This is a genomic window from Neochlamydia sp. AcF95, assembly GCF_018342455.1.
GTDB lineage: Bacteria > Chlamydiota > Chlamydiia > Chlamydiales > Parachlamydiaceae > Neochlamydia.
This window is the reverse complement of the sequence record NZ_JAEMUC010000041.1, coordinates 56,957-79,798: the sequence shown is the minus strand read 5'-3', so window position 1 is coordinate 79,798 and position 22,842 is coordinate 56,957. Positions and strand designations below refer to the sequence as shown.

The window sequence follows — 22,842 nt, the reverse complement described above, 5'->3', positions numbered from 1 at the left end:
ACCTCTATCAAGCAATGCTGGAGCTATTGGTTAGAATGGTCTAATTGGCGTCGTAAGCATCAAGCGAGTGCTTGTTACTACCATTATCAAAGGCAAAGAAAGCTGTGTTTACAACATTTACCACTGTAGTACTAGTTGTTTACTTAATACTACTGGGATTTTTATTTAGGGAAACTGCTAAATTTGCGGAATGCCGGGATTTAACCTCTCTCACATGAGTTCCTCTAATGAGGCACGAGCGAAATGTGCATAAAAAGTTTCATCCAAAAGGGCTTGTATTTCAGAAGTGCTTGCTAAAGATAGCGCTTTTTCAGCTAGCTTACAGCATGAGATAATACTTGAGCAGCGAATTGCCTGCTTGATTAAAGGTATATAGCGGGCAGCTACAGATACTTCCTGGATCCCCAATCCCATCAATAAAGGAATATATTTAGGATTAGCAGCCATTTCACCGCAAATGCTGACAGGCACATTATGCCTATGAGCTTCAATGACGACATGTCGTATTAATCTTAAGACACATGGGTGCATAGGTTGATATAAATGGCTCATGGTATTATCACATCTATCTACGGCTAAAGTATACTGAATAAGATCGTTAGTTCCTATAGAAAGAAAATCCGACTCACGCGCCAGAAGATCAGAAATAATAGCTGCTGAGGGCACTTCAATCATGCATCCTAAGTTCACTAAAGAATTAACTTTTACTTGCCTAGCAGCCTCTTGGGTCATGCGTTTAGCTTCAATCAACTCGGATAAAGAAGAGACCATAGGAAAAAGAATATTAACTTCACCAAATGCACTGGCACGTAGGATAGCACGCAGCTGGGTCATAAAAATATCTTTCTCTCGTTCTAAACTTCCTACCGCTCTAAATCCCAGGAAAGCATTTCCTGTTTGACCTGGAGAAGCTTCAATGCCTGCTTTATCCCGCCCCACATCAAAAGTTCGAATAGTAATAGGCAGACCTTGCATATTTTCCACGAGTTCTCGATAAATTTCGAACTGCTCATCCTCTGTAGGTAAGCGCTCCCGACCTACTAAAATATTTTCAGAGCGGTATAATCCTACCCCCTCACCACCATATTCATGGATTTTCTTAACTTCGCTGCTGGTTTCTATATTAGCTAGAAGTCTCATTTTATAGCCGTCATAAGTTTCTATATCATGAGAGTCTGTCTGCCTTAATCGAAGACGTCTAGCATTTAACTCCTCACTTAGCCTTTCATATTGGGCTAATGTCTCGGAAGAAGGATTAAAAATTAGCTCCCCATTTCTTCCGTCGACAATCACTAGGTAATCCGAGCAGCTCGACACTTCGTCAAATGCTATGTTGGTCATATAAGGAATTTCTTTAGCCCGGGCAAGGATGGCAGCGTGAGCGGTAGCACTTCCTCTTTCGGATACGATAGCCCTTACACATTTCTGGCTAGCTTCTGCAGTTTCCGCGGGACTTAGATCCTTTACGAAAAGTATCGAGTCTGGTAAAAGCTCATCAAAAGCACTTTTTGTTTCCTTATGAAGATAGGCTATAATACGGCGAGAGATATCCTGTACATCTTTAAATCTCTCTCGAAAAAACATATCCTCTAAAGTATCAAATTTTTTCTGATACTCTTGAATCAATTGATGAAGAATATATTCAGGAATTTTGCGTTTAGAATGGATTTGCTTGCTAACTTCGGTAATTAATAAAGGGTCGGACAAAAGTTGTAATTGCGCTTCTAAAATGGCAGCCCCCTCCTCCATGCCATCTAGTTCAAGCTGATTTTTAATTGCCTGTAAATCATTGATGACTGATTGGACAGCCGCTTGAAAACGTTCGGTTTCAGCCTCGACTTTATAAGCCGGAATGTTTTCATCTGGAAAACTTTTTTGTAAAGTTTTTAGAAAAAAAGGCTTTCCAATCGCGATTCCACTGGAAATTACATTGCCAGTTAACCGAATTTCTTCTAGATTAGAGTGTGGCAATTTTACTCCTCAAATTGATTTTCAAATGCTTGAACAAGCCTTTCTAAAGTCTCTTTAGCATCTTCACCCACCACTTCGATCGTGATTTTAGAATTTCTTCTTGCAGCTAACATGAGGATACTAAGAATGCTTTTAGCGTTGATTTCCTCTTTTTTATGTTTAAAGGTTACATCACTTTTACTGTTTTGCAGCAGTTTCACAATAACTGTTGCAGGGCGGGTATGAAGGCCCATTTTATTTTTAACTTGCACTTGACTCGATAGCTTCACGGATCCTTTTCCTTGTTTGATTTTTAGAAGAAATCATATCTAACAACTTATTATTAAACTCTTTTGCAGAATTATATCCCATTGCTTTTAGGCGATGATTAAGAGCGATGGTCTCTAATAATAATACTACATCGCGACCTGGTTTCACAGGCAGCACATGATAGGGAATATTTAATCCTAGCAGATCACAGTAATTTTCTACCAAACCTACTCGATCATAAAAATGTTGATCGTCCCAAGCTTCCAGCTTAACCACAATATCTATACTTTTGTTATCTCTTACACATACAGCCCCATATAGGTGAGCGACATTAATAATCCCTATTCCTCGAATTTCCATATGATGCCGAGTCAATTCTGCTCCAAATCCTTCCACATAAGAGTCTTCCCTTTTTTTAACTTTGACTACATCATCCGATATAAGTCGATGGCCTCTTTCAATAAGACCTAAAGCCGCTTCACTTTTCCCTACGGATGAATCGCCTTTAATCAAGACCCCTACCCCAAAAACTTCTACCAATGTACCATGGCAGGTCATACTAGGAGAAAACTCTTCACTTAATAAGAGCGTAAGCTTGCTAAGCAAGCTCATCGTGCTCATGCTAGACCTGAAAAGAGAAATACCTTTATTTTGACATAACGCGACTAGTTCTTTTAAGGGCAATAGCCTTCTAGCCACAATTACAGCAGGAGTAGCAGTCGTAAGGATCTCTTTTAAGCGATTGACACGTAGTTCAGGATCTAAGTCTCTCAAATATTCCATTTCGACTCGCCCAAATACAAGAATACGCTTGTAAGCATGATTTTTCATAAAACCACATAAGCTAAGTCCCGGGCGATGAGACTCAGGTACTTTGATAGAACGCTTGAGTCCTTTATGACCTGCTACAAGCACCAGACCTAAATCATGACCATGTTTTTGGAAAAGTTCCTCTACCTTGTAAATCATATTTGCTAGCTTACTCTTCCATGATAAAATGTTAGCTCCTCTACAAAAGATGTAATAGCCCATTTAGAGGAGGAAAAATCTTTAAAATTTGATAGCTCTTTTATCTTTTTCAATTGAATAGAAGGATAAAGATTTCGTGGCACTAATCTACTGTTAGCCAAATAGTGGCTACTCCATAAACAATCGAAGAAGCAGTATTCCAAGAAAATCATAAATTTAATAGAGTTATACGGTTAATACTAAATTCCTTCTTTCACTAACAAAAATTTATCCTTATCTCTTACAAAAGCAGTCGAAAAACTATTTAACACTCTGGCATTTATCCTTCCCATTCCTTCTCAGACTGTTTTTGCAGGATAAAGATTTTAATAGTAGCCGCGCTTCGAAAAAATCCCCACAATTTTTTAAAAGCCACTCGCCAATTAAATGCTCTAAACAAAAAAACTTACAACCACTTAAGACGACCGGTAATCAAATGATAGGGTTGTAGCAGGGTTTTAAAAATTTAAGTAAGTTAGCTTTTAATATTTTCCAGAAAAAACTTAAATTTTTTTCTAAAAAGAACGCTTGATGAAAACTTTCTCGGACACTAGGCACAGATAACTGAGAATGGTAATCTTTAACAGGTAAATTCATCGACTTATTCCTTAAAATTGAGGGGGATTAAGGGCTAAAAGCTGTATTTGAACTATTTTCTAAATTTTTATCCTCCTTAAATAAGCCTTTAGCATGGAGCTCAATGATTAAAAAAATGCTAGCAAATTTTTTATTTTTTCTTAAAAACTTTCCATTCATACTTTTACCAAATTTTTGGATTTCTTTGAATTTAATTAAGAAGGGTTTGCATTAATTATGTTAAAAAATTAAGATGAAAAGTAAACGGGCTAATTTTTTTAAAATTATATTTATTTCCTGATTTTCAGATACTTAGAAAAAAAAGGATGGCCGGACGTGGAGGTAAATAGGATAAAACTAGAAAGATTAAATGTCGAATTTAAAGATTTGCAATCGGGAGATATGTCCCAGCATGCTTTTGCTGAGCTTATTCTTATAGAGCATATCCCTGGAGGGGCAGCCCCCTTATGTTATATCCTAAAAAATGATAAAATTTTTAATGAAGTCCTACCAGAAAATTTTCAATACCTACTTTCCACCTTAGATAGAACAGCTTTTTACCCTATCGGGGAAGTACTAGCTATTAATAAAATTCATAAATACATATTATTAAAAGATAATAATTCAATTTCTTATAATTATCTAATTATCACTTTTAGCAACCATTACGCTTTAATTAACTATGCCTTTTTAGCGGGCATCCATACATTAATAGATGCTCTTCGAGTCCGCAAAAAAATTCCTGCGGCTTTCCCTGACCCAATCAAAACTAGCCAAGCTAAAGAACGCCCTAAATTAAAAGGAACTAAAACATTAAGCTTTCCTCCATCTCTCCAAGTCCTTCAGTCTCGCAAAATAAATAAGTTGAAAGATCGAGGTTTAACTAGCTCCCTTAACAACCCAAACAAGAGATTATACGAAGTTCAAGTTTGATATCCTTAACCCCTTATATTTATTTTGTAAAAGTTATCCTGCTCTTTTCTATGGCCTTTCATTTTTGTTAGGAGTCTATAGTGGCTTAGGGATTTCATCTTCTACCCTCTTTATAAATAGCCTGCTTCTAACCATCCTTTTGCTCGCTTTTGTCTTTCACCAAGAATACAAAGCTGCTGTTTTTAACTTCCTTCTTTTTTTAAGTGCAGCTTTCTATTCTTCCCTAGCCTTCCAACCTCCTCAGCTACCTGAACAAGGAGTTACAGGTACTGCGCTTATTTATATCTCTTCTTTATCGCGGAAAGCCACCTTCATAGGTAAAAGCTGGAACTATCAAGGTAAGCTGCTCTCTTTTACCGGGCATGAATCTTTAAATATCTATCCTAACATTTCTGTAATCATTTCTTTGCTAGATCATGCAGCGCTTAATCGTCCTTTAGCTAATAAAACCTACCTTTTACAAGGTAGGCTTAAACAGTCTAAAAATGGTAAATTTATTTTCAAGCCAGATAAATACCAGCCCTGGCACCCTTTAGCAAATAGTTGGGGTCTAGCAGAATGGCGCTTTAATGCCAAACAAGCCGTTAATAAATATATTTCTCAAAAGATATCTAAAAACCCAAATAGCCCTAGCAGCAGCTTTCTTTCAGGTATCACAACGGGCGAATTTGAAAATCGTCTTATGGCTTTTGAATTTTCACGTTTCGGCTTGCAACATATCATGGCTATTTCGGGCTTTCATTTTGCCATCGTAGCGGGTATGCTGGGTTTTATTTTATGTTGGATAGTAGGCCCCAAAACGCGTGTAAGTCTTCTGATGGTTTTTATGACGCTCTACTTTGCTTTTCTTGGGCCTTCGCCCTCTATCATTCGAGCATGGGTCAGCTGCATGCTAGGCTTTGGTGCTACCTTATTAGAAAAGCCTCCTTCTGGCCTCAATTCTTTGGGAATAGGGTTGTTAATCGTTCTTATTTTTGATCCGGAATTAGCGCTTCATATAGGCTTCCAATTTAGCTTCGCAGTAACAGCCGCCATTCTAATCTCTTATTTTTCCTTCGACTATTTACTCCAAAAGATTTTTGCTAAGAAAACCTTTAATCAATTAATGGCCATGAATCTTGCCAATCAACACGGCTTTATCATTCTCACTCTCTTCCGCCAAGCGTTAGCGCTCTCCATAGCGGTTACTTTAGCAGCCCTTCCTCTAACCCTCTATTATTTTCAGAAGTTTCCCTTATGGAGTATAATCTATAACTTCTTTTTTCCTTGGATGGTAAGTGTTGCCCTCATGTTTTTATTAGCTGGCTTAATAGTAGGAATTCTAAGTTCTAGCCTAGCCCAAATCATTCATCATTTTAATGAATCTTTTACTAACTTTGTCTTAGATTACGCTTATGGTATGCCCAAAAGCCTGGATTATAATATAAATCTGTCAGTAAACCAGGAAATAGCTATTTTATGGCTAGGAATATATTTTCTAGCAGGAATTTATGGACGACATTACTTGAGCCAGCAACAAAAGATTACTAGCCACGAATTAATTTTTTAAAAGCATCTTTTCACCCTATTATTAGCTGAACGTTATTTTTTTATACTCACCTCTATCTTAATCAGAGCAGGTTACAGCATGAACTAATGTTCGGAAGCTTGAAAGTAAAAAGATTACTTCTTTTTCGTAATCCATTTCAAAAGTTTTTATTTAAGCTCCTTTAGATTGACATTTATAGCTTTTGTCATTGAATGATGGATACCATATAATTCGATACTAATTCTAAGCGCTTTTTTAATATATTCGATGGCTAGGCTTAAATTATCTTTTTCTTTGTAAATTTGGCCCAAGGTGTTGTAAGAAGTTGCCACAGCAGGATAATTTTCCCCGAAAAGCTTAAGATTAATCTTAAGTGCTTGCTTGACATACTTAAGTGCTTTTTTTAAATTACCTAGCTTTGTATAAATCCTTCCTAAGTTATTATAATTTAGAGCCACGCAGGAATGGCTTTTTCCATAAAAATTTTGGTTAATAGCAAGCGCTTTCTTAAAACATTTACAAGCCTGCTTTAATTTCTTCTTATCTTCGTAAATAATAGCTAAGGTATCATAACTGCACGCCACAATGAAATGTTTTCTACCATACAATTTAAGATTAATGTTGAGTGATTTATTTATATAATACTCCGCTTCTTTTAAATCATTTTTTCTTATACAGATTCCTAGGTTATTGTAATCTTTAGCCACCTTAGGATGAGTCTCACCAAAATGTTCAAGATTAATTTTGAGGGATTTGCGGACATACTCAGCCGCTTGACCAAAATTTCCTTGCTCTCTGTAAACGTCTCCTAAGTTATTGTAATCTGTAGCCACTGCAGGATGATTTTCGCCAAAAAATTTAAGGTCAATGGCAAGAGCTTTTTTAGCATTCTCCATTGCCTTTTCTAATTTTCCTTGTTTTTGATAGATCGTTGCCAGGTTGTTGTAATTTAGGGCCACATTGGGATGCATCTCACTATAAAAATTAAGATTGATGTTGAGTGCTTGATTGACAAAATCCATTGCTTTTATTAAATCTTTATCGTCTAGGCAAATCATTCCTAAACTATTATAATCTCTAGCTACGTTAGCAGGATTTTCTTTAAAAAACTTAAGGTTAATGGTAAGCGACTTGTTGCTATGCTCTTTCGCTTTGCCTAAATTACCTTGCTCTTGGTAGATAAATCCTAAATTATTGTAAGCTCCCGCTATATATGGATGATCTTCACCCACAAGTTCTCTAAGGATTTTGAGTGCTTGATTTGCATAATCTATTGCGTTTTCAAAATTTACTTCAGTCGGATAAAGCGAGATTAGATTGTTGTAAACTGATGCTACAAAAAACTTGTTTTCCCTATGAGAGTTAAGAGCAACCTTACGCGCCTGATTTAAATATTTAGCTGCCAGCTTTAGACTTCCTTCTTGCTCATAAATAAGCCCTAACTCATTCAAAGATTCAAAATTTTCTGAATCTTTTTTTAAAGCTTCATGAAACCACTTTTTTGCTTCCTGGCTCTGAAAAAGCCTTAAAGCTATGTATCCTTGCGTTTGGGGTAAATCATCATTTAAATCGGAGGATGAAAGATTGTTTTCATGTCCTGCTAAAAAGTCTCGCATAGCCTGGTAGAAAGGAATAAATATACGATAAATCTTTTTTACCTTTTCTAAAGTTTCATGATCTACAGCAAACTGCTTTTTTATGAGCTCAGGCTCATTAAATCCAAAAGGCTTAATTAGAGGGTTCATCATCTCTTGTTGCGCTTGATAATGGAAGTAGGTTTTAAGGCGCATAAATAGCGCTATACTCATCCAGTCTTTTAGCTTTTCAGCGGCGCCCTCCGTTATAACTCCTAACTTATTTAGCTGATCAATTCTACCAAATGTATCCGAAGCTACTATTTCTTTAAGCAGGGCTAACCTATCCAATGCTAGATGTGGAAAACGATAAAAATCATTTTTTGCTTTAAAAAGCATGCCCTGCCTTTCTAAACTACCCATTCCTGGATTAAAGGCTATCATATCTTCTTGAACTAGGTGTTTCTTGGCTAAATAATAGCGAAGATTAAGGCCTTCTTGATAAGGCGTAACAAGATTTTCTTGAACTTTTTTCCTATATTGCTCAGTTAATTCATTGCTGCCTAGCAAATGAGTAAAATTTAGAAGCTCCATGGGAAGATGAGGCTCTTTATCATGCCACCACTGTTGTTTTTCCTCATCTTTAGCAATATATTGAGCCATCTTTTCAAGAGTTTGGATAAGCTCAAATGTCTTACCATTGCCCAAAGGAGTTTTACAGCCTTTTCCTTCTACTCCTGCTCCATCAAAAGCAAAGCCTCGTGGCGTAATGCCATCGAAAAAGCCTATTGCTTTTAAGCAAGGAATATTTAAAGCTGGAAGAATAGTTTCTCCTAAGTTAATAACTTTCAAATGAATTAGATTAGTAAGATTTCTAAAATATTTCTTGTTTTCGTCACTATCTTCTTTTATAAGAATGCCAAATTCTAAGTCGGAATAAGGGGTCATTTCTTCCCTAGCTAAGGAACCAAAGCCTATCATGGCATATTCGCAAGGTGCCGGGCATAAAACATCAAGCGCCTGGTTAACTAGTAAGCTAAAAAAAGCCTTTATATCCTGAGAGATCTTACCGTAAAGCTCTTTCACTTCTTGAAAAGAAGGAGTTTCTGGAAGAGAATGAATTATCTCCTCTATTTTTTCTCTAAAAATTTTTAATGCTTGGCGATTGCTCTTAAATTCTTTTCTTATTCTATTATTATCTAAAACTTTTCCGTTACACGACTTGATAAGTAAATGTTGGGTTTTCAAAAGCTTTTTTTCAAAAAATTTCTTTCTTTCATCAGAAACAATTTGTAACGCATAAGTGTAAAGCCCCGCGGCTTGAAGTAATGTTTCGGATGTACCTTTATCTTGATAAATATCTCCTAGTTTTTCTATGCAATATGCTTCTTGGATTAGCTTTTCTGCGCAAACTTTTTCGCGCAGAGGGTTGTTCTTTTGAATAGCACGGTTTAAAGCTTGCGTATAAGCTTCTTCCTTATCTAAAAAGCTGCTTTTAATTAAATGCTTCCATTCTTTACATGCGAACTTGGCTTGGCACAAATCTCGTAGTTTTAATTTTTTGAATATCTTTAAAGCAATTTCTGCATATACTGAGGTATCCCCTAGACGAGAAATAGAATTGTTAAAGGCAGGAAATATGAGAGGGTGGGTATTTAAGCTCTCTAAATTCATAGAAATCATCTTTTTTACTTAATTTTTATTAAAAATTTAAATATGCATTAGCATTATTTATAGTTTCTTGAAACAACTTTTTAGCCTGCTAGGCTGAAAAGCAGCTTTAGCACAAGCCCTTTCTTTTGCTAAGCTAGCTAGCTCTCTCGCAGCCCTAATCATTCGGATATGATTAATCAAATTCAAATACACCCTCTCTTTTAAATCAGACAAAACACAAGGCAAGCATTTGATAGCTTAGTAATTTTAAAAGTTTGTCGTTACCTCCAACTCAAAAGAGCATTGATAGCTGATTTTCTTTCGCGTTAAGTTATTATCATAGTAGCACCTTTTACACAAAGTTATATTCTTATTTTCAATGTCAACTCAATGCTCCCCTTCCTATTGGCTTATCCTGCCTCTTAAGAAGTGTGGTTGTTTTCACCTCAGATGTTGAAAAAAGTGACTTGAGTTTCTGTAGGTTGCTGTTAATGGTTGCTACTTCAGGATGATGAATGCCATATGTAACAATGCCACTTCGAAGAGCTTGCTTAGTATAATCAAGCGCTTTTCCTAACTTCCCTTGCTCTTGATAAACCATTCCCAAATCCTTACAATTTCTTACTACACAAGGGTGATTTTCACTAAAAAGTTTAATATTAATTTTAAGTGCTTTCTTGATAAAGATGCCGGCTTGCTTCAATTTCCCTTGCTTTTGACAGATGAGCCCCAAATTCTTATAGCCTTCAGCTACCCGAGAATGATATTCACCGTAATGCTGAATATTAATCTGAAGGCCCTGATGAATATACTTAGCTGCTTTTCCTAGTTCTCCATGAAATTGATAAATTTGCCCTAAATGATGGCAGAGATTTGCTGCCTCTAAATGATTTGCACCATATACTTTAAGAAAAACACCTAGTGCTTGAGTGAATGACTTAGCAGCTTGCTCAACATTGCCTTGTTCTTGATAAATCGTTCCAAGATTATTGTGAACTCTTGCTACGCTGGGATGATAATTGCCAAAAAGCTCGATACGGATTTTCAGTGCTTTTTTGGCATTCTCTATGGCTTGCTCAAAATTTCCTTGTTTTTGATAGATTGTTCCAAGATTATTGTAAGCTGTGGCTACATTAGGGTGGCTCCCTCCGAATAATTTAATGTTTATTTTAAGGGCTTCGTGGATCCATTTAAAACCCTCTTTTAAATTGCCTTGGCTTTGATAGATACTTCCTAAGTTATTATAACGAGTAGCTATTTTTATATGATTTTTTCCTAATAACTTGAGATCGGTTTTTAAAGCTTGCCTTAAGTACTTGGCTGCCTGCTCATAATCCTTCTGTGCATGATACATTAACCCTAGAATATTATAATTCTTGCTCATATTCGGATGATGCTCTCCATACAGCTTGAGGTCTATATCAAGCGCGCGCTTGATGAGCTTTACTCCTTTTGCTAAATCCCCCTGCTCATGATAGATTCGTCCTAGATTGCTAAAATATATAGCTAAGCTAGAATGGCTTTTTCCGTAAAGCTCGCAGCCTATTTCAAGCGCTTGCTTGCCATACTTAGCTGCCTTTTCCAAGTTACCTTCTTCTAAATAGATGCATCCTAGATTATTGTAACAATTTGCCACCCTTAAGTTATTTTTGCCATACAGCTTAATAGTAATTTTAAGGGCTAGCTTTATATAGTTAACAGCTTTTCCTAATTTTCCCTGGTTTTGGTAGAAAACTCCTAAATTATTATAATCTCTTGCCACTTGCAGGCTATCTTTTCCCTCAAGCTTGAGGTCTATTTCAAGCGCTTGATAGATATACTCAATCGCCTGCTCGAAATTTCCTTGGATTCCATCAATTATTCCCAAAGTATTTAATAGATTAGAATTTTCTGAAGTTTCATTTCTTGCTAAGCTATACCAATTTTTAGCTTCTTCATGTTGGAAAAATCTCAGAGCTATATCTCCATGCACTTGATGAGAGTTTTCATCTAGCTTTGAAAATTTCAATCTATCATCACTCCCTAATAAAAACTCTTTCATAGCCTGATAAAAGGGAATAAAAATATGATAGATTTTTTTTATCTTTGCTAATGTTTCCCCCTCTAAGCCAAGCTGCTTTTGGATAAGGGTAGATGCGTCTATCTCAAAAACCTTAATGAGAGGATTCATCATTTCTTGTTGGGCTTGATAATAGGAATAGGTTTTAAGGCGCATTAGTAACGCTGTGAGCATCCACTCTTTTAACTTTTCAGCAGCTTCCAGATTTAAGGCCCCTTGCTTGCTTAATTGATCGATCCTACTATAGGTATCCACAGCTGCCACTTTATTAAAAAGCGCTAGCCTATCTAAGGCTAGATGGAGGAAACGATAAAGGTCCTGTTTAGTGTTGAAAAGCATGCCCTGACACTCTAGCTGTCCTATTCGTGGTTCGAAAACCATCATATCCTCTTCAACCAGATGATGCTTAGCTAAGTATTGACGAAGAGTAAGGCTTTTTTGATAACAAGTCTCCAGGTTTTCTTGTAATGCTTGTTTGTACTGTTCTGTTAATTTAAAGGAACCTAATAGATGAGTGTAGGTCACAAGCTCCAGCGGAAGATGAGGTTCTTGCTGATGCCACCAGTGGCCCTCTTCATCTTTAGCTATATATTGCGCCATCTTTTCAGGGGTTTGAATAAGCTCAAATGTTTGATGATTGCCATAAGGGGTTTTACAGCCTTTTCCTGCTACTCCTGCCCCATCAAAAGCAAAACCCCTTGGAGTTATGCTATCAAAAAAATCTATAGCTTTTAAACTAGGAATATCTAAAGCAGGCAAGATAGTTTCCCCTAAATTAATAACGGCTAGATGAAGAAGAAGTGCAAGACGCCTAAAATATTCTTTATGTGTAGGAGCATCTTCTTGTATCAAAATACCAAACTCTAAATCGGAATAAAGAGTCATCTCTTCTCTAGCTAAAGAGCCAAATCCTATCATCGCGTATTCGCAAGAGGGTGGTCCTAAAGCCTCACAGGCCTGGTTAACAAGCAACTTGAAAAAAACTTTCATTCCTTGAGCAATCTCATGATAAAGAGCTTTTATTTCTTGAGGAGAAGGATTTTCAGCCAAGTTGTGAATTTTCTCTCCTGTTATATCTCTAAACTTTTTCAAGGCTTGACGATTGTCTACAAATCGTTTTTTCATTAAAGAAGGTTCTAAAGATTTTCCCTTGCAAAGCTTGGCAAGCAAACCTTCAACTTGTAAAAGCTTTTCTCTAATGATTTCTTGCTGGCCCGAAGAGCAGAGGCGTAAAGCATAATTATAAAGCCCTGCGGCTTGAAGAAGCGTTTCAGAGGTTTCTTTTGCAGCATAGATATCCCCTAACTTTTCAGCGTAAAAGCTTTGCTGGATAGAATCATTTTCTTGAGCAGCACCTTTTAATATTAGCGCGTAAGCATTTTCAACTTCTTCTATTTTATCTTTCGATAAAAAGCCCTCTTTTTCTAAGCATTTTTCCTTGATATAAGTGAAAGGGATAATAGGAAGAAAAATATTTTTATAAATTACTGTAGGGCGAAAAATTAAGGCTTTAGCATGAGGGTAATTGGAAACCTCATTCTCAAGAAGATTGCTAGAAAATTGCTCTTCGATAACCTTCCCCTTGATCGTTGGGGAATAAAGCTCTTTCCATGTGCTAGGCTCTTGAGTAAGCTGCTTCCACTGCTTACAAGTAAGATTTGCTAGACACCAATCTTGCAATTTTAATTCTGCAAAGGTTTTTAATCCAATCTTTGCATATTCGATCCTGTTTAAAGAAGAAGGGATAGAATTTTTTTGGCTCTCCTTAATAGCCGATAATGAAGAAGAATTAAAATATAGATTCACTGCACCCATAAGCTTACCTGCTTGTCATTCATTTATAGCATCCAATTTGCCTTTTAATACAATGTGTAAGCTTATTTATTATTTATATGTAGCCCTTTTAATTGACCTATCTAAAAACCCTAGCAAGCTAGAGGTAGGAAAATCTTTTCAGCCTCTTGCTATTTTCTCCCTCTAATTCGGAAGTAGCTAAATTTTCTATACCATCAATTTATTGATTGTTTCAACTACCCGCTCATTTTTTGAGTAGAATAGCTTTCCTGACCATTTGCACAGTTTTCTTTCACTTATAACTCGGAGGAAAAATTTATACATCAACAGCCTATTTCATAAACCTTCAACATTTTATTCTTTATTTGCTAGGAAAAAAAGTTGTGAGCCCTCTTCTATCTAAATCATACTGCACATGGACTTACAAAACTTAATGAAAATTGGAGATAAATTCTTTTATATTATGATAAAATACTTTTATTATTAAAAAATGGTTACCGTAGACTTTAAGAGGGCTTTCTAGTGCTTTTATAGCATATTTAGTGGGCTCGTCTATCGTTTTTAAAATAGAGGTAACTTTATTATAAAGCCTAGCAACATTGGGATGTTTTTTTTCCAATAGGTGCTGGTTGATTTTAAGCGCTCTGTTGACATACTTAACTGCCTGCTCCAAATTTCCTTGGATTTGATAAAGCTGTTCTAAGTTTTCATAATCTACAGCACTTAGCAAATGATTTTTGCCGTGGAGCTCAAGATTAATTTTAAGGCATTGCTTTACACAAGCGATCGCCTTCTCTAGCTTGCCTTGACTATGGTAGATTGATGCAAGGTTATTATGACATATTGCTTGCCGAGCATAGTCATGAGCTTTATCAAAAGTTTTGATGTAAGATTTAAGCATTTTTTTGGCATATTTAGTTGCCTGCTTTAAATCCCCTTGTGCTTGATAAATCTTTTGCAAATGTTCGTAAACTTCTCTCACAGAGAAATGATTTTCTCCATAATGCTCTAGATTAAGGTGGAGGGCTTGCTTCATACAATCGGCCGCCTGTTCTAATTTGCTTTGGCATTGATAGATAATCCCCAGATTTTTATATAAAATTGCTAACATAGGGTGTTTTTTACCATAGCAATTAAGACTAATATTGAGTGCTTTCCTAGTATATCTAGCCCCTTTTCTTAATCTTCCTTGTAATTGATAGATTTGTGCCAGGTTGTTGTAGCGAATGGCTACCTTATGATAATCTTTACCATACAACTTAAGATCAATGTCTAGTGCTTGCCTTGCATATTCAACGGCTTTTTCTAACTTTCGTTGGCTGAAATAGATCGTACCCAGATTGCTGTAATGGCTGGCTATTCTAGGATGAATTTTGCCAAAGAACTTAAGATCTATAACAAGCGCTCGATTCATATATTCAGCCGCCTGTTCCAAATTTCCTTGATCCTTACAGATCGTCCCAAGATTGCCGTAGCGAATTGCCATCTTGGGATGATTTTCATCAAAAAGCTTAAGATCAAGGGCGAGCGCCTGCTCGGCACAATAAATCGCCTGGGTTAATTTTCCATTGGCGTTATACATGCGTGCCAAATTATTGTAACGAATCGCCAGGTGAGGATGATCCATTCCGGAAACCCTAAGATCAATCTCAAGCGCTTTCTTTACACATTTAATAGCTAACTTAAGATTTCCTTGAGATTCAAAGATATTGCCTAGATTGTTATAGCGAATAGCTATGAGTGGATGATTTTCCCCCACCATGCTATAGCCAATGGAAAGGGCCTGATTAGCATATTCCGCAGCCTTTTCTAAATTCCCTTGGTTAAGATAGGCTATTCCTAGGTTATTGTAACTTCTTGTTATATGATAAAGATTTTTTTTATTCTGTTTAAGAGCAGTATCGAGTGCCCTCGTATTAATCTCAATCGCCTTCTCTAAATCTCCTTGAGCGTAGTAAATCGTAGCGAGAGTATTCCACGCTTCCAGGTCTCCTGAGCTGGCTTGTATAGCTAATTCGTAATACTTTTTTGCTTCTTCATACTGCAAAAGCCTTAAAGCTATAAGGCCCTGTGTTTGAAGTGCATTATTATTTAAAACAGAAGATTTAAGAATTTCTTCATTGCCAGCTAAAAACTCTTGGATAGCCTTGTGAAAAGGAATAAATATTCCGTAAATTTTTTTTATTTTTCTAAGGTTTTATGATCCAATGCTAAACATTTTTGAACAATTTCAGGCTCGTCAAAACCAAAGGGCTTGATAAGAGGATTCATACTATCATTTTGGGCTTGATAGTAAGAATAGGTTTTAAGACGCATGAATAATGCTATACTCATCCATTCCTTTAACTTTTTAGCTGCCTCGCCTGTTAGAATTTCTTGCTGATTTAGCTGATCAATCCTAGCGAAAGTATCTGCAGAAGTCACCTTTAGAAGAAGAGCAAGCCGATCTATAGCCAAATGAGGAAAGCGATAAAAGTCATTTTTAGCTTTAAAAAGCATACCTTGTTTTTCTAAAGTTTCTACTCCGGGCTCAAAATTTTTCATATCTTGCTGGATTAAATGATGCTTAGCTAGATGCTGGCGAAGGGTAAAGTTCTCTTGGTAGGGTATTTCTAATATTTCTTGAACTTTTTGGCTATAGCGTCTGGTTAGCTCAGGATTGCCTAATAGGTGAGTGAAAGTTAAAAGTTCCATGGGAAGATGCGGCTCTTGGTCATGCCACCATCTACCCTCTTCATTTTTAGCGATATATTGCGCCATCTTTTCTGGGGTGTTAATAAGCTCAAATGTATGGCGGTTTCCAAAAGGAGTTTTACACCCCTTTCCTTTCACTCCTTCACCATCAAAACAAAACCCTCGTGGAGTCCTACTATCAAAAAAATTTATAGCCTTTAAACAGGGGATATTAAGAGCAGGCAGGATAGTCTCTCCTAGATTAATAACTTGTAGATGAAGAAGAAACGTAAGAGATTTGAAATATTTTCTAGTTGTAGGAGTATTTTCTTGCACAAGAATGCCATATTCTAAATCGGAGTAAGGTGTCATCTCTTCCCTAGCTAAAGAGCCAAATCCTATCATGGCATACTCACAGGGACTAGCTCCTAAAGCCTCTTTCGATTGATTCACAAGAATGTTAAAAAAAACTTTTTACACCTTGAGTAATCTCGCGATAGAGCTCTCTGACCTCTTCAAAAGATGGATCTTCAGAAAAAGCTTGCATCTTTTTCTCTATCTGATTTCTAAAAGCTTTCAACAATTTGCGATTTTCCACAAAATATGCTTGCCTTACATCAAGGTTTAAAAGCTTTTCAGTACAGAGCTTAATAAGTAAGATTTCCACTTTAGATAACTTGCTTCTAATTATTTCATGTCTTTTGGCTGAAGAAAAATCATGTAAAACGTAATTATAAAGGCCTACAGCTTGAAGAAAAGTTTCTGCGGTACCTTTTTCTACATAAATATCTCCCAGCTTTTCTATACAAAAACTTTCTTGCACGAAGTCTTTTTCATAAATAGCAAGTTTCAAAGCTAGCGTATAAAATTCTTCTAATTCTTTTATCTCATCTTTAGGTAAATAATAATTTGCGCAGTCCCTAGAAGAGGTGCTCTGATCTAAGTAGTTATTGAGTTTCTGAAGGTAAGCATGTAATTGATGAGTTGGATAAAGTTGCAAAAATTTGATATTGTCGACTTGGCTATTTTTAAAAATTTGAGCCTTGTGATGGGCATCAAAAACACTTTTTAGCTCATCATCATTTAAATCATTTCCAGAGCAAAGCATACTTTTTAAAGTTTTAGAGGGCAAGGAAGCTAAAAAATTAAAAAAATTATTATTATGATTGGTCTTAATTTCCTGGTTTTTACCTCCCGGCCTAACAATAAAGTTTTTTTGATAAAGTTTTTTCCATAAAAAAGTTTCTTGAATAATTCGTTTCCATTCTTTGCATACAGCTCTTGGTTGACATAAATCTTGCTCTTTCAATTCACTAAAGATTCTTATGGCAATCTTTCTATATATCTCTGGATATCCTGTAGAGTAAGCTAAATCTTCTTCTATTTTTCTAAACACAGGAAATATAAAATGATGCCTATGGATGCTTTCTATATTCATAAGATTTATTATCCTTTACTTATTAGACAATGTTTATAATTTCATGTTTACCTATTAAGCAATCCAATATAATATATTGTTAGTTAATTTACAAAAACCCCAATTAAAAAAATTTAGAAAATTAATATTATTTTAAATCCTTTAGTTTTAGATGATAGGGAGATGATGCGGCTCAATAAAAGTTACCTAGGATTGCTCTTTTTTAAAATTTTAAAAGAAAAAAAGAAAAGAAGCAGAGTTTTTAAACTTTTAAAATCACGATCGGTGCCGGCTTTTTCTCATGACGCCTTACGGAAAGGTCCTAAAAGTTGGGGTTGTCAGTAGCTATCCCTTAATATTTCCCTTAAAAATTATGGAAAAATCTATTGACCTAAATAGCAATTTTAAGTTAAATAACTTGTTTGTTATGCGGCGATCGTAGCTCAGTTGGTTAGAGCGTTGGATTGTGGTTCCAAATGTCGCGGGTTCGAATCCCGTCGATCGCCCTTTTTTACAAGTCAAATAGCTGCTGTGTCAACGATTGAAGCAATTTTCTTAGGATTCATTCAAGGTATTACCGAATTTTTACCTGTCAGCTCTTCTGGGCACCTGATTTTAGCTCAATACCTTTTAGGCATGCGTAATTTCAAAGATCTCATTGCTTTTGATCTTATCTGTCATTTGGGGACATTATTAGCCCTCTTCATTGCCTTTTTTAAAAAGATTAAAACACTTTTAACAAGTGAAAAAAAAGTGCTATACCTTCTTTTTATTGCTTTGCTGCCGCTTTTTCCTTTGGTATTTTTTCTTAAATTCATTAAAGCTTTTTTTGATCACATCGAATATTTAGGCTATTTTTTTCTTTTTACAGCTGCTCTTATGTATTTAGGAATTCGTTTTAGTAAAGAAACTTCATCAGTTACAGAGATGTCGAAGCATACTTGGAAAGAGGCCTTAACGATTGGTTTTTTTCAAGCGATGGCTGTGTTTCCGGGGATTTCCCGCAGTGGAGCTACTATTTCGGCAGCACGCTTGTTAGGTTGGAACTATGAACATGCGATCACTTTTTCCTTTCTTTTAGCTATTCCCACACTTATGGCTAGCATTATAATCGAATTAGGCCAACTGATTTTAAAAAGAAACGAGTATATCTTACCCGCTATCTCTTGGGTACAGTATCTAGCAGGCTTTTTCTTTTCCTTCCTATTCGGAATAATTGCTTTGCATTATCTTCAAAAGCTAGCATCTAAACGCCTATTTATGTATTTTATAGGATATTGCCTGTTGGTAGGCATGGTAACAACTCTGTTTTTCAGAAACTTATAAGGGATCTTATGGCTAAAAAGAAAGCAGCAAAGGCAGCTTCTGAAAAAGCCCCTCCAGTGCCTATGCATAGCAGCATTTATGGAGTCATTGCTCTTGCTTCTACGTTTTTAATATTTTTAAGTTTGGTAAGCTTTGCTTACAATGAACGCACGCATCATTGGGTGGGGCTATTAGGCTATAGTATTGGCATGGTCTTCCATGGAATTTTTGGACTATCAAGCTACATTATATGTGGCTTTTGCACCTGGGCAGGTTGGAGGCTTCTTATAGATAAACCCATCCGCCATATCGGTAGTAAACTCTTCTTTACTTTCTTGTTAATCCTTTCCTCCAGCATGATTTTAAACGTCATCGAAGATCTTTATCCTTTGTTAGGCAATACTCTCAGTCAATTTTTTTATCCTAATTTATGGTTAAAACGTCAGCGTTATCATCTAGGGGGTGCCCCTTTATTTTACCTCTATAAAGATCTGCCTATTTTTAACCTCTATCGTTTTATAGGGGTTTCAGGCGTGATGGTTTTATTTACCAGTACTTTACTAGCCAGCCTGTTTTTCATTTTTAAGATTATGCCTCAAAATTTAATCTTAAGCATTTTACGCCTTTTTTCTAAACTTAAAGCTAAGCTATCCAAAAATAATTCAAATGCTTTGAGTGCTTTAGCGCCATTAGAAAAAAAAGAAGTAAAAGTGGAAGTGGAAGCTAAAAAAGATAGTGACTTCATGCGCTATGTTAAATTGCGTATCCCTGGTTTTTTGGCAAGCACGCATTCGGATAATACCTCTATAGCCCAGGATCGTTCTCCTTCTCCAGAATTGCTGGCTATACGTCCAGAAATTAATTTGACTACGCGTCCTTCTGTCTCCCGTAAAGAAAAAAATGAAGATCAGCTTTCTTTTCAATTACCCGCGCAGCCTTTGCAAACGCCTCCTCCCCCGGCGAAAAAGAAAGAATTGGCAAATGAACAACTAGACAAAAGAGAGGCAGCCCTTAAAGCACAACGCGTGCATAATGGGGATTTTTCCGCTTACAATCTTCCCTCTTTTAATCTATTAACCAACCCAAAGAAATTTGACCAAACTTCTTTAAAGAAAGATTTAAAAAAGCAAGCTGAAGTATTAGAAGAAACATTGTTAAGCTTTGGCATTGAAGCTAAAGTAGGTCAAATTAATTGCGGACCTACCATCACCTCATTTGAGGTTCATCCTGCTATAGGCGTTAAAGTTCAACGCATAAAAACTTTAGAGAATGATATTGCTCTTAATATGGAAGCTCGATCAATTAGGATCATTGCTCCCATTCCCGGAAAAGCTGCTGTAGGCATCGAAGTACCTAACCCCTCTCCTCAAGAAGTCAGCTTTAAAGATATGTTAACCACCTATCAGCAGGGTACAAAGAAGTTCCACATTCCTATCCTTCTGGGTAAAGCTGTCAATGGAGACTACGTAATGAGTGATCTTGCCAAGATGCCTCATTGCATTATCGCAGGCGCTACCGGTTCAGGCAAATCTGTTTGTATTAATACGATTGTCATGTCCATTGTGCTAAATGCTAGACCGGATGAGATTAAGCTTGTCATGGTGGATCCTAAGAAAGTAGAGCTAACCCCTTATACTCGCCTTCCTCACATGTTAGCGCCAGTGATTACCGAGCCCCATGGTGCTTGTGCTGCACTGCGTTGGATGGTAAAAGAAATGGAAAAACGCTACGAAATCTTGAAACAAACGGGTGTAAGAAACATTGAAAGCTTTAATAACCGTGTCATCAACAAAGACTTTGAAGATTCTTTAAACATCGAAGTGCCTGAAAAAATGCCTTATATTGTAGGAATTATCGATGAGCTCGCTGACTTAATGATGGTAGCCAGTAGCGACATTGAAACACCCATCGCTCGTATTGCTCAGATGGCACGAGCCATTGGTATTCATCTTGTCCTCGCCACCCAACGTCCCTCTCGAGAAGTTATTACGGGATTAATAAAAGCCAACTTCCCTACAAGGATTTCTTTTAAGGTTGCTAGCCGCATCAATAGCCAAATTATCCTGGATGAGACAGGCGCAGAAAGCTTATTAGGAAATGGAGACATGCTTTTTCTTCCTCCCGGTACTTCTCATTTAGTAAGAGCTCAAGGGGCTTTTATACGGGATGAAGATATCCACAGTGTTGTTAAATATATCTGCGATCAAGCCCCTCCTCATTATGTCATTGAATCTTTTGATACCATCGGCTCTATCTCTATTGAAGATTCCGGTGGATCACTAGCTTCTACAGATGCGCCCCAAGATGCCTTATATGACCAGGCACTAGATATTGTGCTTAGTACAGGCAACGCCTCTACCACTTTTCTGCAACGCAAGCTAAAGATTGGATACGCCCGTGCTGCTAGCTTAATGGACCAACTCGAATCCCAAGGGGTTGTAAGCCCTGCAGAAGGAAGCAAGCCGAGAAAGATCTTAGCAGCGAAGCAAGGGATACCACCAGATGAGGATTTATTAGAAGAGGAAGAAAATTTTTAAATAATCATATAAAAAATTTTCTTCTCAACTCTAACTTCATTGCAAAGAGCCAAGGATTAAACTTTTATTTCCGCTCTATTTTAAATGTTATGCTTTGGATTTTTTTAGTTTATTCCTCGTCAGTATTTTCATGTCGACGATGAGGAACTCCTGTCTCAAGCATTTCTAGATCACTCTTAGCATAGTCCTCCATAAAATTTCCCTCCGTAATGTTTTCCACAAATACAGCATTTAAATGCTGGAAATAACGGAGTTTTTTTGCTATGCGATCGCCTATTTTAGCCAAAACTTCTTCTTGGCCTTCTTTTTCAGAAGCTTCAAAGCTTCCCTCTAAACCATTTAATTGTTCTACCAAAAGTTCTTGCTTTTGTTGTAGAGGAGTAACTGCTTCTTCAGAAAATTCCTCCATCGATAAATCTTTTAAACCTTCGGCATTGCTCACTAGCTGATCTAATACATTTTCCATTTTTTCTAAAACTTGAACGGCTGTTTCCATGAGGTCTCCTCTTTATAATGTATGCATAGTTCTATGTATAATATTTGGTATTTAAATTAAACATTATGTTTTTTTAGAGACTAACCTCTTCATCTTTAGCCTTAAAAAACTTGCCTAAGGAAATGATTATATGATAAAACGTTCCTCATATTGATTAGGTATGTCACAAATGATTGGTTTCTGTCCCCTAGCTTCAGGCTCGAAAGGTAACTGCGTTTACTTGGGAACGCCCCAACTTAAGCTGCTTATTGATGCAGGCTTAAGTGCAAGAGCCACCAAAGAAAAACTTGCCGAAATAGGAGTAGACTTCCGAGAACTAGATGCTATTTTAATTACCCATGAACATAGTGATCATATTCAAGGCCTTAAAGTTTTAGCCTTAAAAATGGGTATTCCTGTGTTTGCCAATCATGAAACCGCCAAAGGAATCGTCGAGCAATTACATGAATGTCCTAAGTTCAAAATATTTTCCACAGGAGAAAGTTTTGAATTTGGCGACCTTGAAATCCATCCTTTTAATATTCAACACGACACCCTAGACCCTGTAGCATTTACTTTAAAGCTGGATGGATTAAAGCTTGGATTTTGTACAGATTTAGGATTTGTTTCCACGTTAGTCCTTCATCAATTGCAAGCTTGCGATTACCTTTATGTAGAGGCCAATCATCAACCTTCTATGGTCCATGCCAGTTCACGGCCGATGGTGTATAAACAACGCGTTTTAAGCAGGAATGGTCACCTTTCTAATGAAGCATGCGCTGAGCTATTAAGCAAAGTTGCCCATCCTAATTTAAAACATGTCTACCTTGCTCATCTTTCTAGCGAATGCAATACACCTGAAACAGCTCTTGGCGTGGTTAAAGATAAACTTCAAAGTTATGGAATTACTTTAGAGATGTGCGTAGCTCCTCAAGCTATGGTTAGCCAGCCGATCTATTTTTAATTTTCTTTCCCATCTCCTAAATAATTTTTTAATAAAATTCTTTAAATTATCCTTATTTTTTAAAAAACTAAAAAAGCACCATAAAATCCATGGGAAAGAGAGTTTAACTTTCTTCATCAGCACCTT

Annotated in this window: 15 protein-coding genes and 1 tRNA gene; 6 read left to right on the top strand and 10 right to left on the bottom strand. The window is 36.6% G+C overall.

Annotation, left to right across the window (positions count from 1 at the left end):
• Positions 1-210: 210 nt before the first annotated feature.
• The 4 genes from ptsP to NEOC95_RS04235 form a co-directional block, all read right to left on the bottom strand.
• Positions 211-1,971, bottom strand: coding sequence for a phosphoenolpyruvate--protein phosphotransferase (gene ptsP, locus NEOC95_RS04250; protein ID WP_213151800.1), 1,761 nt, complete (start codon positions 1,969-1,971; stop codon positions 211-213).
• A gap of 2 nt (positions 1,972-1,973) precedes the next feature.
• Positions 1,974-2,240, bottom strand: a complete 267-nt coding sequence (locus tag NEOC95_RS04245; RefSeq protein WP_039384027.1) for an HPr family phosphocarrier protein — start codon at positions 2,238-2,240, stop codon at positions 1,974-1,976.
• The gene (hprK, locus tag NEOC95_RS04240) at positions 2,212-3,252 is read right to left on the bottom strand and encodes an HPr(Ser) kinase/phosphatase (protein ID WP_249270166.1); all 1,041 of its coding nucleotides are present in this window, start codon (positions 3,250-3,252) and stop codon (positions 2,212-2,214) included. Before hprK ends, NEOC95_RS04245 begins: the two co-directional genes overlap by 29 nt.
• Before the next feature lie 408 nt (positions 3,253-3,660).
• Complete coding sequence (locus NEOC95_RS04235; RefSeq protein WP_213151798.1) at positions 3,661-3,825, bottom strand: hypothetical protein; 165 nt, start codon at positions 3,823-3,825, stop codon at positions 3,661-3,663.
• Positions 3,826-4,140: 315 nt separating this feature from the next.
• On the opposite strand from NEOC95_RS04235, the gene NEOC95_RS04230 reads away from it, so the two are divergent.
• Positions 4,141-4,737 (top strand): hypothetical protein, encoded by a 597-nt coding sequence (locus NEOC95_RS04230; RefSeq protein ID WP_213151796.1) that lies wholly within the window; start codon positions 4,141-4,143, stop codon positions 4,735-4,737.
• A gap of 139 nt (positions 4,738-4,876) precedes the next feature.
• A complete protein-coding gene (locus NEOC95_RS04225; protein ID WP_213151794.1) occupies positions 4,877-6,286 on the top strand; it encodes a ComEC/Rec2 family competence protein in 1,410 nt (469 codons plus the stop codon).
• A 146-nt stretch (positions 6,287-6,432) separates the two neighbouring features.
• Here NEOC95_RS04225 and NEOC95_RS04220 read toward each other — a convergent pair whose 3' ends face one another.
• The 5 genes from NEOC95_RS04220 to NEOC95_RS04200 all read right to left on the bottom strand — a co-directional run bounded on the left by NEOC95_RS04220 (position 6,433) and on the right by NEOC95_RS04200 (position 17,456).
• A complete protein-coding gene (locus tag NEOC95_RS04220; RefSeq protein ID WP_213151792.1) occupies positions 6,433-9,513 on the bottom strand; it encodes a tetratricopeptide repeat protein in 3,081 nt (1,026 codons plus the stop codon).
• Between the two features lie 361 nt (positions 9,514-9,874).
• Entirely contained in the window at positions 9,875-13,366 is a 3,492-nt protein-coding gene (locus NEOC95_RS04215) for a tetratricopeptide repeat protein (RefSeq protein ID WP_213151790.1), read from the bottom strand.
• Between the two features lie 409 nt (positions 13,367-13,775).
• A complete protein-coding gene (locus NEOC95_RS04210) occupies positions 13,776-15,407 on the bottom strand; it encodes a tetratricopeptide repeat protein (RefSeq protein ID WP_349305248.1) in 1,632 nt (543 codons plus the stop codon).
• Positions 15,408-15,526: 119 nt separating this feature from the next.
• Positions 15,527-16,471 (bottom strand): DUF294 nucleotidyltransferase-like domain-containing protein, encoded by a 945-nt coding sequence (locus NEOC95_RS04205; protein ID WP_213151786.1) that lies wholly within the window; start codon positions 16,469-16,471, stop codon positions 15,527-15,529.
• Positions 16,472-16,478: 7 nt separating this feature from the next.
• Complete coding sequence (locus tag NEOC95_RS04200) at positions 16,479-17,456, bottom strand: F-box protein (RefSeq protein ID WP_213151784.1); 978 nt, start codon at positions 17,454-17,456, stop codon at positions 16,479-16,481.
• A gap of 411 nt (positions 17,457-17,867) precedes the next feature.
• On the opposite strand from NEOC95_RS04200, the gene NEOC95_RS04195 reads away from it, so the two are divergent.
• From NEOC95_RS04195 to NEOC95_RS04185, 3 genes are all read left to right on the top strand, one after another.
• Positions 17,868-17,941 (top strand) — tRNA-His (locus NEOC95_RS04195).
• Positions 17,942-17,966: 25 nt separating this feature from the next.
• Positions 17,967-18,761 carry an undecaprenyl-diphosphate phosphatase gene (locus tag NEOC95_RS04190; RefSeq protein WP_213151782.1) on the top strand — a complete coding sequence of 265 codons (795 nt, stop codon included), beginning with the start codon at positions 17,967-17,969 and terminating at the stop codon, positions 18,759-18,761.
• An 8-nt stretch (positions 18,762-18,769) separates the two neighbouring features.
• On the top strand, positions 18,770-21,277 hold the full coding sequence (locus NEOC95_RS04185; RefSeq protein WP_213151780.1) for an FtsK/SpoIIIE family DNA translocase: 2,508 nt from the start codon (positions 18,770-18,772) through the stop codon (positions 21,275-21,277).
• Positions 21,278-21,386: 109 nt separating this feature from the next.
• On the opposite strand, the gene NEOC95_RS04180 is transcribed toward NEOC95_RS04185, so the two are convergent.
• Positions 21,387-21,773, bottom strand: a complete 387-nt coding sequence (locus NEOC95_RS04180) for a hypothetical protein (protein ID WP_166154742.1) — start codon at positions 21,771-21,773, stop codon at positions 21,387-21,389.
• A 169-nt stretch (positions 21,774-21,942) separates the two neighbouring features.
• Here NEOC95_RS04180 and NEOC95_RS04175 point away from each other — a divergent pair, with 169 nt between their 5' ends.
• A complete protein-coding gene (locus NEOC95_RS04175) occupies positions 21,943-22,716 on the top strand; it encodes an MBL fold metallo-hydrolase (RefSeq protein ID WP_042243442.1) in 774 nt (257 codons plus the stop codon).
• Positions 22,717-22,842: the final 126 nt, after the last annotated feature.

Excerpts from the sequence above, each read along its gene's own strand:
- hprK (WP_249270166.1), bottom strand. The coding sequence starts at position 3,252 with ATGGGCTATTACATCTTTTGTAGAGGAGCTAACATTTTATCATGGAAG.
- NEOC95_RS04235 (WP_213151798.1), bottom strand. The coding sequence starts at position 3,825 with ATGAATTTACCTGTTAAAGATTACCATTCTCAGTTATCTGTGCCTAGT.
- NEOC95_RS04220 (WP_213151792.1), bottom strand. The coding sequence starts at position 9,513 with ATGAATTTAGAGAGCTTAAATACCCACCCTCTCATATTTCCTGCCTTT.
- NEOC95_RS04215 (WP_213151790.1), bottom strand. The coding sequence starts at position 13,366 with ATGGGTGCAGTGAATCTATATTTTAATTCTTCTTCATTATCGGCTATT.
- NEOC95_RS04200 (WP_213151784.1), bottom strand. The coding sequence starts at position 17,456 with ATGAATATAGAAAGCATCCATAGGCATCATTTTATATTTCCTGTGTTT.
- NEOC95_RS04185 (WP_213151780.1), top strand. The coding sequence starts at position 18,770 with ATGGCTAAAAAGAAAGCAGCAAAGGCAGCTTCTGAAAAAGCCCCTCCA.
- NEOC95_RS04180 (WP_166154742.1), bottom strand. The coding sequence starts at position 21,773 with ATGGAAACAGCCGTTCAAGTTTTAGAAAAAATGGAAAATGTATTAGAT.
- NEOC95_RS04175 (WP_042243442.1), top strand. The coding sequence starts at position 21,943 with ATGATTGGTTTCTGTCCCCTAGCTTCAGGCTCGAAAGGTAACTGCGTT.